This window comes from Mycobacterium sp. 5-140-3-2 (assembly GCF_035666375.1).
Classification (GTDB): Bacteria; Actinomycetota; Actinomycetes; order Mycobacteriales; family Mycobacteriaceae; genus Mycobacterium; species Mycobacterium intracellulare.
Genome location: NZ_CP142025.1, coordinates 1,079,067 through 1,093,016 on the forward strand (window position 1 = coordinate 1,079,067; position 13,950 = coordinate 1,093,016).

Below are 13,950 nucleotides of genomic sequence, written 5' to 3' on the forward strand. Positions count from 1 at the left end.
TCGGCCCCCCGGCGCAGAACTCTAGCGGGCCTACGAGCAAATTTCAATAACGATTGAATTAATCGCTAACCGTCGGCTGATTGCGACGTCGGGTCCAGCCCCAGCTCGTCGGCGGGTGCGGTCAAGAACCGATGCACCGCCGGCCCCACCAACCCGACCACCTCGTCGACCCCGAGCGACGACAGCGGAGGCACCCGCATGACGTAGCGCAGCATTCCGGTGCCGACGAGGTTGGTCGCGGCCAGCGTTGCGCGCAGCCGCGCCTCATCTCCACCGCCCAAAGCGCTGGACACCGCGGTGAGCAGGTAGTCGTGCAGGAATCCGCGAAACGCGTCGTTGGCGTCGCCGTTCGACGTCGCCGACCGCACCATCGACGCCATGCTCGAGGCCGTGTCGGGCTGCTCCCAGATACCCAGGTAGGCCCGCACTACGCGGCAGCCCAGATCGTCGTCGTTGCGTGCGATCTCGGTCGTCAGCAGGTCAGCGGGCAGCACCAGCTTCAGCGATTCGCGAAACAATGCCGCCTTCGAGCCGAAGAGATAGAGAACCATCGAAGGATCAACTCGCGCATCGTCGGCGATCGCGCGCAGCGTCGTCTTGTCGTAGCCATGGGCGGCGAACTGCCGCTTCGCCGCGCGAAGGACCGCGTCGCGCGATACCGGCTCGCCCTGGCGTCTACCGCGCCGCTTCTGAATCCCAGACGGGGACACCGGTTCCCGGCCCACCCGGCTAGCCTTCGGCGTGCAGGAGCGGCCGCAGCCGGGCCGTCTTCTCCGGTGTCCACCCGGGCGGCGACATCACCGCCGCCCAGCCGTCGGCGACGTCGGCGACGTAACGGTGACCGTGCCCGTCGGGGACGTCCACCGCGACGGCCATGTCCGCCGACACCTGAAGGAAGGTGACGACCGGGATCCAGCGCGTCTGCGGCAACACGTCATAGCCGCGCCGCTCCCGCAACCAGTCGGGCTTGCTGAACACCAGGTCCGGGGTCCACCAGGCGATCGGGTCCGAGGCGTGCTGCAGATAGACCACCCGCGGGTGATCCCACGGATCCTTCGGGCGCGCCAGGTTGCCCGCGCGGGCCACGAAGCGGACGTAGCGGCCGTCGTCGTAGATCGGCAGCCATTCGGGGGACCCGGGGTCGCGTGTCGTGGTGAGGTCGGTCCAGATGGTGTTCTGGAACGTCGGCCCGCTGAACAGGGCGCCGTCGGTGCGGGCGAGCACGTTGTTCAGGCTCATGAACGACGCCTCGCCGCCGAACGAGCCGAGGCTCTCACCGAACACGACCAGCTTGGGGCGTTGGGCTTCCGGCATCTGGCGGATCAGCCGGTCGACGGCCTCGAACAGCGCCTGGCCGGCGTGCCGGGCGTTCTCCTTGTCCACCAAAAACGACAGCCAGCTCGGCAGGAACGAATACTGCATGCTGACGATCGCGGTGTTGCCGTTGTACATGTACTCGAGCGCGGTGGCCTCCGCCTCGTTGATCCAGCCGGTGCCGGTGGTGGTCGCGACCGCGACGACCGCGCGCCGCAGCCCGCCCGTGCGCTGCAGCTCGCGCGCGGCGAGTTCGGCGGTCGCGGTGATGCCGTCGGCGGAGTTCAGCCCCGCATAGGCCCGGATCGGTTCGGTCGCCGGGGCGCCGTTGAATGCGGAAAGATCGCCGACCTTGGGACCGCCCTCGACGAAGACGCGCCCTTGGTGGCCAAGGGATTCCCACGACACCAGCGACTCCGGTCCGCCGGAGCGCAGCGCGGTCTTCGGCGGCGCGCTGTCGGGGTTCATCTCGTTGTTGGCCGACGCGAAGGTGTCGTTCATGGTGCGCATGGCGAACTTGAGCACGACGCCGTTGAGCACGGTGACGGTCAGGACCGCCAGCGTGACGACCACGATGGTCGCCGAGAGCCGAAACGGCACGAACCGGTCGACCTGACCGACCAGGAAGCGGACCAACCAGCGGGTGAACTGGCCGATTTCGACCACCGTGAACAGCACCACCAGCGAGAGGACTCCCGACAGCGGGTAGTCGTACCACTCCAAATGTGGCACGCCCATCAGGTCGCGCACGTCGTCCTGCCACACGTGGAACCAGATCGCCATCAGTACCTGGCCGACCACACCGATCGGGATCAGCACCTTCCAGGCCCAGCGTGGCGGCGGCGGGCTGTGATCCTTTTCCCGCATGAACCGCACCAACCAGACCGAAAAGACGCCCAGCCCATAGCCGATGGCGCCGGAGAGCCCGCTGACGAGTCCCTGGAACAACGGGCCGCGCGGCAGCAGCGAGGGCGTCAGCGAAAGCCAGATGAAGACCAGGCCGACCGTGGTACCGGTGAATGTGTAATGCCGCACCCACCAAGGCTTTTCGGTCCACGGCAGGGTGGGGGCGGCGCGCCCGGCCCGCGGGGCGGGCGGGGCCTGTGAAACGGCGACCGCGGATTCCTCGACGTCGTCCGCCGGCTTGTCGCCGGTGTCGACGTTGGTCGCGGAGCCGGGTTCGCTCATGGTGCGTCCTAGCGGTGGGTGAAGTTCGGCGCGCGCTTCTCGACGAAGGCCGCCATCCCCTCGGATTGGTCCTCGGTCGCGAAAGTGGAGTGAAACAGCCGGCGTTCGTAGAGCAGCCCCTCGGCCAGCGTGGATTCGAACGCGCGGTTGACGGCCTCTTTGGCCATCCGCGACGCCGACCGCGACATCTGCGAAATGGTGGTCGCGACTTTCTTCGCCTCGGTCAGTAGGTCGTCGGCGGGCACCACGCGCGAAACCAGCCCGCTCCGTTCGGCCTCCGCGGCGTCGATGGTGCGCCCGGTCAGGATGAGGTCCATGGCCTTGGCCTTGCCGATGGCGCGGGTCAGGCGCTGCGAGCCGCCCATGCCGGGCAGCACACCGAGTTTGATCTCGGGCTGGCCGAATTTCGCTGTGTCGGCGGCGATCAGCACGTCGCACATCATGGCCAGCTCGCAGCCGCCACCGAGCGCGTGCCCGGCCACCGCGGCGATCGTCGGGGTGCGGACCTCAGCGAGTCTGCCCCAGGGGGCGAAGAAGTCGGCGCCGAAGGCGTCGGCGAACGTCAGCTCGGCCATCTCCTTGATGTCGGCGCCGGCGGCGAACGCTTTGGCCGAGCCGGTGATGATGATCGCGCCGATGCCGGGGTCGTCGTCGAAATCCGCTGCCGCACTGGTGACCTCGTTCATCACCTGGGTGTTCAGCGCGTTGAGGGCCTTCGGCCGGTTCAGCGTGATGATGCCGACGCGCTCCTCGCGCTCGACGAGGATGGTCTCGTACTGCGTGTCTGTCATCTGGGCCGCCTTTCTAGAAACTCAGGTCGTCGTCGACCGGGGTGAAATACGCCTCGACATCGGCCGCCGTGACGGCGGCCAGCTGCGCCGGCGACCACTTGGGATCGCGATCCTTGTCGATCAGCTGCGCGCGAATTCCCTCGACCAGGTCGTGTGAGCGCAGCGACGCCGAGGACACCCGATAGTCCTGAACGAGAACGTCTTTGAGCGTTTCCAGTTCGGTCGCGCGGCGTACCGCCTCCAGCGTCACCGATAACGCGATGGGGGAGCGGGTGGCGATCAGGTTGGCGGCGTCGTTCGCCGGGCCCGCGCCGTGGCCCGCGAGGGCCGCGACGATGTCCTCGACCGTGTCGCGCGCGAAGCAGTCGTCGATCCAATCGCGTTGTGCGGCAAGTTCACTCGGTGGCGGTTCGACGGTGTATTTGGCGAGCGCGTTCTCGACGCCGTCCCCGACGATCGCCCGACGGAACGCCTCGATGTCGGCGTGCGGCACGTAGTGGTCGGCGAAGCCCATGGCGATGGCGTCGGCTCCCGAGAACGGCGCCCCGGTCAGCGCGGCGTGCAGGCCCAGGCCGCCGGGCGCGCGCGACAGCAGGTAAACCCCGCCGACGTCGGGGATGAAGCCGATTCCGACCTCGGGCATGGCGATCTTGGAGGTGTCGGTCACCACCCGGGTGTTCGCGTGCGCGCTGACGCCCACACCGCCACCCATCACGATGCCGTCCATCACCGCGACGTATGGCTTGGCGAAGTCGGCGATCTGGGCGTTGAGCAGATATTCGTCGCGCCAGAAGCGTCGCGCCTCCGCCCCGTCCTTGCGCGCGCTGTGGTAGATCGAGACCACGTCGCCGCCCGCGCACAGTCCGCGTTCACCGGCGCCGGAGAGCACCACCGCGCGCACCGCCTCGTCGCCGGCCCAGCGGGTGAGGATGGCGGTCAGATCGTCCACCATCCGTTGGTTCAGCGAGTTGATCGCCTTGGGCCGGTTGAGCGTGATCAAGCCGACGCTTCCGTCAACCTCGGTGAGAACCTCATCGGATCCGTCGGTCACGCCTTAGCCTCCCTCGCGCCGGTCCAGCCTCGAGGAAGAAATCTAGATCGTCACGACCGGCGCGGTATGCGCGGGTAAGGGTTATGTTTAACGCGACGACAACGGCTTAAGCCTTCCAAGGCTCGAGAACTCCGCAAAATGCCCAGTTCGGCTGGGAACCTGGGTGGACCGCTGATCGTTGAGATGGTGTTCGCACAGCTCGAAGCCAATAAGAGAGGATCCGACGGTGCGGGAGACAAGCAACCCGGTATTTCGTTCGCTGCCTAAGCAGAGGGGCGGATACGCGCAATTCGGCACTGGCGCGGCCCCGATGCAGGGCTACCAGGCCGACCCCTATGCGGCTCCCTACCAGGCCCCGTACCAGGAGGCCCGGCCTTCGCGCCCCCTGACCATCGACGACGTCGTGACCAAGACCGGCATCACGCTGGCCGTGCTGGCGGCCTCCGCCGTCGTCTCCTACTTCTTGGTGGTCTCGAACCTCGCGCTGGCGATGCCGCTGACCCTGATCGGCGCGCTCGGCGGCCTGGGCCTGGTGCTGGTCGCGACCTTCGGTCGCAAGCAGGACAGCCCGGCGATCGTGCTCAGCTACGCCGTACTCGAGGGTTTGTTCCTGGGAGCGCTTTCGTTCGTCTTCGCCCACTTCTCGGTGTCGAACGCCAACGCCGGCGTGTTGATCGGGGAGGCCGTGATGGGCACCTTCGGGGTGTTCTTCGGCATGCTGGTCGTCTACAAGACCGGCGCCATCCGGGTCACGCCCAAGTTCACCCGCATGGTGGTCGCCGCCCTGTTCGGCGTGCTGGCCCTGATGCTCGGCAACTTCGTGCTGGCCATGTTCGGTGTCGGCGGCGGCGCGGGCCTGGGCCTGCGCAGCGGCGGCCCGCTCGCGATCATCTTCTCGCTGGTGTGCATCGGCATCGCGGCGTTCAGCTTCCTGATCGACTTCGACGCGGCCGACCAGATGGTCCGCGCCGGTGCGCCGGAGAAGGCGGCGTGGGGCATCGCGCTGGGCCTGACCGTGACGCTGGTCTGGCTGTACATCGAGATCCTGCGCCTGCTCAGCTATCTACAAAACGATTAGCTCTGCCACACGAAAACCGGCACGCCGATGGGCGTGCCGGTTTTTTGTCTGCGGTCCTCGTGCACTGCCGTTGAGTGTGAAGCGCCGGCGTCGAGAGTGAACCAGCGGTGCGCTGGCTCGGCGTGTCGCCGCCCAGGCTTCACACTCAAAGCCCGGGTTTCACACGCAAAGCCGGGACGCACCCAACGACGAGCGGCTCAGCTGAGCCGCTCGATCACCATCGCCATGCCCTGCCCGCCGCCGACGCACATGGTCTCCAGGCCGAACGTCTTGTCGTGCGTCTGCAGGTTGTTGAGCAGCGTGGTGGCGATGCGGGCACCGGTCATGCCGAACGGGTGGCCCAGCGCGATCGCCCCGCCGGACACGTTCAGCTTGTCCTCGTCGATGCCCAGCTCGCGGGCCGAGCCCAGCACCTGGACGGCGAACGCCTCGTTGATCTCGAACAGGTCGATGTCGCTGACCGACAGCTTGGCCCGCGCCAGCGCCTTCTTGGTCGCCTCGATCGGGCCCAGGCCCATGATCTCCGGGGAGAGGCCGCTGACCCCGGTGGACACGATCCGCGCCAGCGGCGTCAGGCCGAGCTCCTTGGCCTTGGTGTCGCTGGTGATCACCACCGCGGCCGCGCCGTCGTTCAGCGGGCACGCGTTGCCCGCGGTCACCGTGCCGTTGGGCCGGAACACCGGCTTGAGCTGGCTGATCTTCTCGTAGGTGGTGCCGGGGCGGGGGCCGTCGTCGGTGCTCACCGTGGTGCCGTCGGGCAGGGTCACCGGGGTGATCTCCCGCTCGAAGAACCCGCTCTTGATCGCCTCCTCGGCGCGGTTCTGGCTGCGCACTCCCCAGTGGTCCTGGTCTTCGCGGCTGATGCCGGTCAGCAAGGCGACGTTCTCGGCGGTCTGCCCCATCGCGATGTACACGTCGGGCAGGTTGCCGTCGGCGCGGGGATCGTGCCACTCGTCGGCACCTTCGGCCGCGGCGGCCGAGCGCTCCTGAGCCTCACCGAACAGCGAGTTCTTGGTGTCCGGCCACGAGTCGGCGCTGCCCTTGGCGAACCGCGACACGGTTTCCACACCCGCCGAGATGAACGCGTCGCCCTCACCGGCCTTGATCGCGTGGAACGCCATCCGGGAGGTCTGCAGCGACGACGAGCAGTACCGGTTGACGGTGGTGCCCGGCAGGAAGTCGAAGCCGAGTTCGACGGCGATGACTCGCGCCAGGTTGTATCCGGATTCGCCGGCGGGCTGCCCGCAGCCCAGGATCAGGTCGTCGATCTGGTGCGGGTTCAGGGCGGGCACCTTGTCCAGCGCGGCCTTCACGATCTGGACGGTCAGGTCGTCGGGGCGCATGTTGACCAGCGACCCCTTCATCGCGCGGCCGATCGGCGAGCGAGCAGTTGAGACAATGACGGCTTCAGGCATGGTGGTTCCCTTCAGATCCCTGCAGATCCCACAGATGGGGCTGGCTCGCTTCATCATCGGGCGGTGGGCCCACGCCGACGGGCGAAGACAAATCTAGTCGCTGCCAACCTCGGGGCACGAAGACGGGGCAGGTCCGGGTGCCGGGCGCCGCCACAGCCGCGACATCACGCTGGCCCGCGTGTGGCGCTGCCCCAGGACCGGCTCCGCCGGCGGCACCGGTGGACTCAGCGGCGGGCGCTCCACCTTCTCGCCCAGCGCGTCGCACAGGGCCAGCAGCAGCGCGTCGGCGGCCAGCGCATAGGCGGGCGCCGACGGGTGGTAGCCGTCGGCGGAGAACATCGCGTCGGGCGTGGCCCGGAACTGCGGCGCCATCAGCTGCGCCAGCGGAACCGGCACGCCGCCGGCCGAGCGGACCGCCGCGGTCTGGGCGCGGGCGAGTTGCAGGCAACGCTCGTGCGCGAGCGACCGCAGCGGCTGCGGAATCGCGCTGATGAAGCCCAGATCCGGGCAGGTGCCGACGATCACCACGGCGCCCCGGGCGCGCAGCCTGCGGACGACCAACCCCAGCCGTTGCGCCGACTGGCTCACCCCGTTGAGCGCGGTGACGTCGTTGGCGCCGACCATGATCACCGCCACGTCCGGCGGGGGGCCGGCCACGAACATGGCGTCGACTTGGCCGCACAAGCCTTTCGAGGTGGCGCCCACAATGGCCTTGGTGCTCAGCCGGATTCGCTTGCCGGTCTGCTCGGCCAGGCCGCGCGCGATCCGCACCCCCGGCACCTCGTCGGCACTCATGCATCCGTATCCGGCGGCGGTCGAATCGCCGAAGATCATCAGGTGCAGGTCGGCCGCCATCCCGCGGCGCCACCGCTCCACGGGCCCACCGCCGCGCGTGTACACGCCGTCGGCGCGGGGCGGGATGTCCCATGCCTTGGGGATGACGGTGCGCGCGTGGGACGCCTGGCCGACCAACAGACTGCGTGCCCCCAGGTAGGCGGTTCCTGTCGAGGCCAGCGCGCCCGCTGTGGCCAGGGCGATCGCCGACCGGCGTGGCACCCGAATGGTCACGCACTCAAGTTTAGGGCCGCTGCGGAGTTTGCGCGGCCGGTGCGAAAAAACGAACTGATCACGGTGCGAAGCAAAACTGGTATCAACTCAGAGATTTCATACGTTGCACTAAGCGATGGCTGTCAAGCTGAGAACAAGGGGATGGCTGAGCGCTTTGGCAAACGGTCGAACCAGACGCTCAACAGCCTCGTCACATGCTGTATCGCACTACAACGGCGTAGGAAGTGTTGAGCATGACCGCACCTAGCAAGGTATCGGGGTCGCCTGAGGCCACCGTTCGTGCCCATGATGTCCTCAAAGCCCGTCGGGCCCAGACGCGCAAGTTCGCGATCAGCGACGGCGCGCCCGTCGAGGTCCTCGAATCCGGCCCCAGCGTTGCTGCGCGATTGGCCAACCTGACGTCACGGCTGACGATCCGACCGATTCTGACCGTCGGCAGCCACGTCCCCAACCTGCCGTGGCCGTGGGGCCTCATCGACCTCACCGCCCGGGTGCTGATCCCGGCGTCGGCCACCGTCCGCGAGACGGTGAAGTTGCCGCACGCCTCGGCGCAGCTGGTGCGCGCGCCCGGCGTGCTTCCCGCCGACGGCAGCCGCCGCGTGGTCGTCTACCTCCACGGCGGCGCGTTTTTGACCTGCGGGGCAAACTCGCACGGCCGGCTCGTCGAAGCCCTCTCCAAGTTCGCCGACGCGCCCATCTTGGTGGTCAATTACCGTCTGCTGCCCAAGAATTCGGTGGGCATGGCGATCGAGGATTGTCACGACGCCTACCGATGGCTGCGGCTGCGCGGCTACCAACCCGACCAGATCGTGCTGGCGGGCGATTCCGCGGGCGGCTACCTGGCGCTCACGCTCGCGCAACGCCTGCAGGAGGAAGGCGAGGAGCCCGCGGCGCTCGTGGCGATCTCGCCGCTGCTGCAGCTGGCGAAGGAACCCAAGCAGGCCCACCCCAACATCGACACGGACGCGATGTTCTCCGCCGGGGCGTTCGACGCCCTCGCCGAGCTGGTTGCCGCCGCGGCCGGAAAGAACAAGGTCGACGGCAAAGCCGAGGAGATCTACGAGCCGCTGGAACACATCAAGCCGGGCCTGCCGCGCACGCTGATTCACGTCTCGGGCTCCGAGGTGTTGCTGCACGACGCGCGGTTGGCGGCGAGCCGGCTGGCCGCAGTCGGCACCCCGGCCGAGGTGCGGGTGTGGCCCGGCCAGATCCACGACTTCCAGCTGGCCGCGCCGATGGTGCCGGAGGCCGTGCGCTCGCTGCGCCAGATCGGCGACTACATCCGCGAGGCCACCGAGTAGCGCGCCGCGCGAAACCGCCTGAGACGATGTGACGCATGCGGATCGCGCAGCACATCAGTGACCTCATCGGCGGCACGCCGCTGGTGCGCCTGAACTCCGTCGTTCCCGACGGTGCCGGCATCGTGGCGGCCAAGGTCGAATACCTCAACCCCGGCGGCAGCTCGAAGGACCGGATCGCGGTCAAGATGATCGACGCCGCCGAAGCCAGCGGACAGCTGCGGCCCGGCGGCACGATCGTCGAACCCACGTCGGGCAACACCGGCGTCGGGCTGGCGTTGGTCGCCCAGCACCGCGGGTACAAGTGTGTGTTCGTCTGCCCGGACAAGGTCAGCGAGGACAAGCGCAACGTGCTGATCGCGTACGGCGCCGAGGTGGTCGTGTGCCCGACGGCCGTGCCCCCCGACCACCCGGACAGCTACTACAGCGTCTCCGACCGGCTGGTCACCGAAATCGAGGGCGCGTGGAAACCGGACCAGTACGCCAACCCGGAAGGCCCGGCCAGCCACTACGCCACCACCGGCCCGGAGATCTGGGCCGACACCGACGGCAAGGTCACCCACTTCGTCGCCGGCATCGGCACCGGCGGCACGATCACCGGCGCCGGCCGCTACCTCAAGGAGATATCGAACGGGGCCGTGCGCATCATCGGCGCCGACCCCGAGGGCTCGGTGTATTCGGGCGGCACCGGCCGGCCCTATCTGGTGGAGGGCGTCGGCGAGGACTTCTGGCCGCAGGCCTATGACCGCACGGTGCCCGACGAGATCATCGCGGTGTCCGACTCCGACTCGTTCGACATGACCCGGCGCCTGGCCCGCGAGGAGGCGATGCTGGTCGGCGGGTCGTGCGGGATGGCGGTGGTCGCCGCGCTGCGCGTCGCCGAGCAAGCCGGACCCGACGCGCTCGTCGTGGTCCTGCTGCCCGACGGCGGCCGGGGCTACATGTCGAAGATCTTCAACGACGCCTGGATGTCGTCGTATGGGTTCCTGCGCAGCCGGCTCGACGGGTCCACCGAGCAGTCCAGGGTCGGCGACGTGTTGCGCCGCAAGTCCGGTGCGCTGCCCGACCTGGTGCACACCCACCCGTCGGAGACGGTGCGCGACGCCATCGGCATCCTGCGCGAGTACGGGGTGTCCCAGATGCCGGTGGTCGGCGCCGAGCCGCCGGTGATGGCGGGGGAGGTCGCCGGCAGCGTCTCCGAACGTGAATTGCTGTCGGCGGTGTTCGAGGGCCGGGCGAAACTGGCCGACGCGGTCGCCCAGCACATGAGCCCGCCGCTGCCGATGATCGGCGCGGGTGAGCTGATCAGCGCGGCGGGCACGGCGTTGCGGGACTGGGACGCGTTGATGGTGGTCGAGGAGGGCAAACCGGTCGGCGTGATCACCCGTTATGACCTGCTGGGCTTCCTCTCCGAGGCGCCCCGTGGACTGAGCGGACGCCGGTAGTTCGCCGCGCTCGGCGGGTGATGCGCGTCTCGCCCGTCCGTGAAACGCTCAGGTACGGTAATTCGGCTAATCCAGCGAGATGTCCGGCTGTTCCGCAGTGGAAGGTTGCCCATGACCGATCAACCGCCGCCCGGCGGCGCCTACCCGCCGCCCCCCTCGTCGCCCGGCCCATCCGGTGGGCAACAGCCGCCGTCCGGCGGTCAGGAGTTCCCGCCGCCTCCGTCGGCGCCCGGCGGCGGTTCCTACCCCCCGCCGCCACCGCCGCCCGGCGGGTCCTACCCGCCACCGCCGCCGTCGTCCGGGGGCTACGCGCCGCCGCCGCCGGGACCGGCGATCCGGACCCTGCCGACGCAGGAGTACACGCCGTGGCTCACCCGCGCGCTGGCGTTCGTCATCGACATCCTCCCGTACGTCGTCGTGCACGGCATCGGCACCGCGATCCTGCTCGCCACGCAGCAGACGGCCTGCATCACCGACGTCACCCAGTACGCCGTCAACCAGTACTGCGCCACCCAGAATTCGACCCTGGGCATGGTGGCGCAGTGGTTGGCGTCGATCGTCGGGCTGTTCTACCTGATCTGGAATTACGGCTACCAGCAGGGCACGACCGGGTCGAGCGTCGGCAAATCGGTGATGAAATTCAAAGTGGTCAGCGAGGTCACCGGCCAACCCCTGGGCTTCGGCCTGTCCGTGGTGCGGGCGCTGGCGCACTTCGTCGACGCGATCATCTGCTTCATCGGTTTCCTTTTCCCGCTGTGGGATTCGAAGCGTCAGACGCTGGCGGACAAGATCATGACGACCGTGTGCCTGCCGATCGACGGGACCGAAAGGCCGCCGGTCACCTAGGCTGATCGTCGATGAGCGACGACGGCAACCCACACCCCGAGTTCACCGGGCTGGCCACCAAAGCGATTCACGCCGGCTACCGGCCGGACCCGGCGACCGGAGCGGTCAACGCCCCGATCTACGCCAGCAGCACCTTCGCCCAGGACGGCGTCGGCGCATTGCGGGGCGGATTCGAATACGCGCGCACCGGCAACCCGACCCGCGCCGCGCTGGAGGCCGCGCTGGCCGCCGTCGAGGAAGGCAGCTACGGCCGGGCCTTCGCCTCGGGGATGGCCGCCACCGACTGCGCCCTTCGCACAGTGCTGCGGCCGGGTGACCACGTCGTGATCCCGAATGACGCCTACGGCGGCACGTTCCGGCTGATCGACAAGGTCTTCACCCAGTGGAACGTCGACTACACGCCCGTCGCGCTGCACGAGCTGGACGCCGTCGCCGCCGCGATCACGCCGCGCACCCGGATGATCTGGGTGGAAACCCCGACCAACCCGTTGCTGTCCATCGCCGATATCGCCGCCATCGCCGAGCTGGGCGAGCAGCATTCCGCGAAAGTGTTGGTGGACAACACCTTTGCCTCACCCGCGCTGCAGCAGCCGCTGACGCTGGGGGCAGACATCGTGCTGCACTCCACCACCAAGTACATCGGCGGCCATTCCGACGTGGTGGGCGGCGCGCTGGTCACCAACGACCAGGAACTCGACGACGCGTTCGGCTTCCTGCAGAACGGGGCCGGCGCGGTGCCCGGCCCGTTCGACGCCTACCTGACGATGCGCGGACTGAAGACCCTGGTGCTGCGCATGCAGCGGCACAGCGAAAACGCCATGGCCGTAGCGGAATTCCTCGCGGGCCATCGCGCGGTGAGCGCGGTGCTCTACCCCGGCCTGCCCAGCCACCCCGGGCACGAGGTCGCCGCGCGGCAGATGCGCGGGTTCGGCGGCATGGTCTCGGTGCGCATGAAAGGCGGCCGGGACGCCGCCCGGGATCTGTGCGCCAACACCAAGGTGTTCATCCTGGCCGAATCGCTGGGCGGGGTCGAGTCGCTGATCGAGCACCCCAGCGCGATGACGCATGCGTCGACGGCCGGGTCGCAATTGGAAGTGCCCGACGACCTGGTGCGGCTGTCGGTCGGCATCGAGGACGTCGCCGACCTGGTGGCCGATCTGCAGCAGGCCCTCGCCTAGCGCACCTCGCGCAAAGCGATCAGGAGTGGTACGGCTCCGCGCTGACCAGCGTGACCTCGACGGTGTTGCCGTTGGGCACCACGTAGCTGCGGGTCTCGCCCACCTTGGCGTCGATCAGGGCGCCGCCCAAAGGTGAATTCGGCGAGTACACCTCGAGCTTGCCGTCGTTGACGCCCTCCTGGCGGGTGGCGATGAGGAACGTCTCGGTGTCGGACTTGTCGCCGTTGTAGTAGACCTTCACCACCGAACCGGGCAGCGCGACGCCGGACTGCTTGGGCGCTTCGCCGACCTTGGCGTTGTTGAGCAGATCCTGCAGCTGGCGAATCCGGGCCTCCTGCTGGCCCTGCTCTTCGCGGGCGGCGTGGTAGCCGCCGTTTTCGCGCAGGTCGCCCTCTTCGCGGCGGTCGTTGATCTCCGCGGCGATGACCGGACGATTCGCGATCAACTGGTCGAGCTCGGCCTTGAGTCGGTCATGCGACTCCTGGGTCAGCCAGGTCACCGAAGTGTCCGTCATCTCGTCGTGCTCCTCGTATGTTGTTCCGCGAGTTCGCGTAAGTCCTGTTAACTCCGCCGTCGAAAGCGTGCGGGTCCATCCCCGTGTGCTGCGGCGCCGATCTGCTGACGGCCGCTAATGCAGCAACACGGTCCCAATCGGAACCGTGCATTCACCCATGTTACCACCGCGCGAACAACTGATGACTCCATCTTCGCTGTTCGGCGTCGATGGCGACGGTCAGGACGGGCGCAGGTAGGCGGGCACATCGGTGCCGCAGCCATAGATGTCGGCCACCGCCGGCGGCTGGGAGGATTTGACCGTCGTCGTCACCTGCACCGTGGCCGCGTCGGATGGCGGGACCAGCAGCTCACGTCGTCCCGTCTCGCTCCCGTCGGCGGAGCGGACCCGCACGATGCAGTCCACCGGGCGCGACGGATCCGATCGGGTCACGCTGATCGTTATCGACGCCGTCTGCTCGTCGATCACCCGGTACCCGGCCAGCGTCCCCTTGACATCACTGGTGCCGAAGCGGTGGTAGCCGACGGCGGCCACGGCCAGGCCGGCCGCGACGACCAGCACGCCCAGCGCGACGATCACCCATCGCCGGGGGATGCGCGACAGCCGGGAACGCCCGTAGCGGGCCTCCGGACGCGGAGTGGGGGTATCGGTCATGGCTGGTTATGCCTGGTTGTCGGCTGCCGGGCACCGGCCGACAGCATGCAACGATGTGGAACTGGAATTATAGGGTCAGACCGGGTGACCACCCGAGGTGACAAGGGAGC

Annotated in this window: 13 protein-coding genes; 5 read left to right on the top strand and 8 right to left on the bottom strand. The window is 68.5% G+C overall.

Translation table 11 applies throughout. The annotated features are described in order from the left end of the window. Positions 1–65: 65 nt before the first annotated feature. Genes P6281_RS05405 through P6281_RS05420 form a run of 4 tightly spaced genes read right to left on the bottom strand, consistent with a single transcriptional unit; the run spans position 66 to position 4,344 of the window. Positions 66–725: a TetR/AcrR family transcriptional regulator gene (locus P6281_RS05405; RefSeq protein WP_014383984.1), complete on the bottom strand. Its 660-nt coding sequence runs from the start codon at positions 723–725 to the stop codon at positions 66–68. A 4-nt stretch (positions 726–729) separates the two neighbouring features. Continuing rightward, entirely contained in the window at positions 730–2,502 is a 1,773-nt protein-coding gene (locus P6281_RS05410; protein WP_014381955.1) for an alpha/beta hydrolase, read from the bottom strand. An 8-nt stretch (positions 2,503–2,510) separates the two neighbouring features. After that, on the bottom strand, positions 2,511–3,293 hold the full coding sequence (locus P6281_RS05415; protein WP_008254287.1) for an enoyl-CoA hydratase: 783 nt from the start codon (positions 3,291–3,293) through the stop codon (positions 2,511–2,513). A gap of 13 nt (positions 3,294–3,306) precedes the next feature. Next, entirely contained in the window at positions 3,307–4,344 is a 1,038-nt protein-coding gene (locus P6281_RS05420) for an enoyl-CoA hydratase/isomerase family protein (RefSeq protein ID WP_324738638.1), read from the bottom strand. A 226-nt stretch (positions 4,345–4,570) separates the two neighbouring features. Between P6281_RS05420 and P6281_RS05425 the strand changes: the two genes are divergently transcribed. Continuing rightward, positions 4,571–5,422, top strand: a complete 852-nt coding sequence (locus P6281_RS05425; protein WP_026071427.1) for a Bax inhibitor-1/YccA family protein — start codon at positions 4,571–4,573, stop codon at positions 5,420–5,422. 197 nt (positions 5,423–5,619) lie between these two features. Here the strand turns inward: P6281_RS05425 and P6281_RS05430 are convergent, their stop codons facing one another. Then, on the bottom strand, positions 5,620–6,837 hold the full coding sequence (locus P6281_RS05430; protein ID WP_009954588.1) for an acetyl-CoA C-acetyltransferase: 1,218 nt from the start codon (positions 6,835–6,837) through the stop codon (positions 5,620–5,622). 93 nt (positions 6,838–6,930) lie between these two features. Beyond that, positions 6,931–7,893: an SGNH/GDSL hydrolase family protein gene (locus tag P6281_RS05435; protein WP_087139827.1), complete on the bottom strand. Its 963-nt coding sequence runs from the start codon at positions 7,891–7,893 to the stop codon at positions 6,931–6,933. Positions 7,894–8,138: 245 nt separating this feature from the next. Here P6281_RS05435 and P6281_RS05440 point away from each other — a divergent pair, with 245 nt between their 5' ends. From P6281_RS05440 to P6281_RS05455, 4 genes are all read left to right on the top strand, one after another. Continuing rightward, complete coding sequence (locus P6281_RS05440; RefSeq protein WP_009954592.1) at positions 8,139–9,206, top strand: alpha/beta hydrolase; 1,068 nt, start codon at positions 8,139–8,141, stop codon at positions 9,204–9,206. Between the two features lie 35 nt (positions 9,207–9,241). Continuing rightward, the gene (locus tag P6281_RS05445) at positions 9,242–10,648 is read left to right on the top strand and encodes a cystathionine beta-synthase (RefSeq protein ID WP_014383986.1); all 1,407 of its coding nucleotides are present in this window, start codon (positions 9,242–9,244) and stop codon (positions 10,646–10,648) included. A gap of 111 nt (positions 10,649–10,759) precedes the next feature. Then, positions 10,760–11,494: an RDD family protein gene (locus tag P6281_RS05450; RefSeq protein ID WP_008254318.1), complete on the top strand. Its 735-nt coding sequence runs from the start codon at positions 10,760–10,762 to the stop codon at positions 11,492–11,494. Between the two features lie 11 nt (positions 11,495–11,505). After that, entirely contained in the window at positions 11,506–12,672 is a 1,167-nt protein-coding gene (locus tag P6281_RS05455) for a cystathionine gamma-synthase (protein WP_014383987.1), read from the top strand. 19 nt (positions 12,673–12,691) lie between these two features. On the opposite strand, the gene greA is transcribed toward P6281_RS05455, so the two are convergent. After that, positions 12,692–13,186 (bottom strand): transcription elongation factor GreA, encoded by a 495-nt coding sequence (gene greA / locus P6281_RS05460; RefSeq protein ID WP_007168983.1) that lies wholly within the window; start codon positions 13,184–13,186, stop codon positions 12,692–12,694. A 219-nt stretch (positions 13,187–13,405) separates the two neighbouring features. Beyond that, entirely contained in the window at positions 13,406–13,840 is a 435-nt protein-coding gene (locus P6281_RS05465; RefSeq protein ID WP_014379376.1) for a DUF4307 domain-containing protein, read from the bottom strand. Between the last annotated feature and the right edge of the window lie 110 nt (positions 13,841–13,950).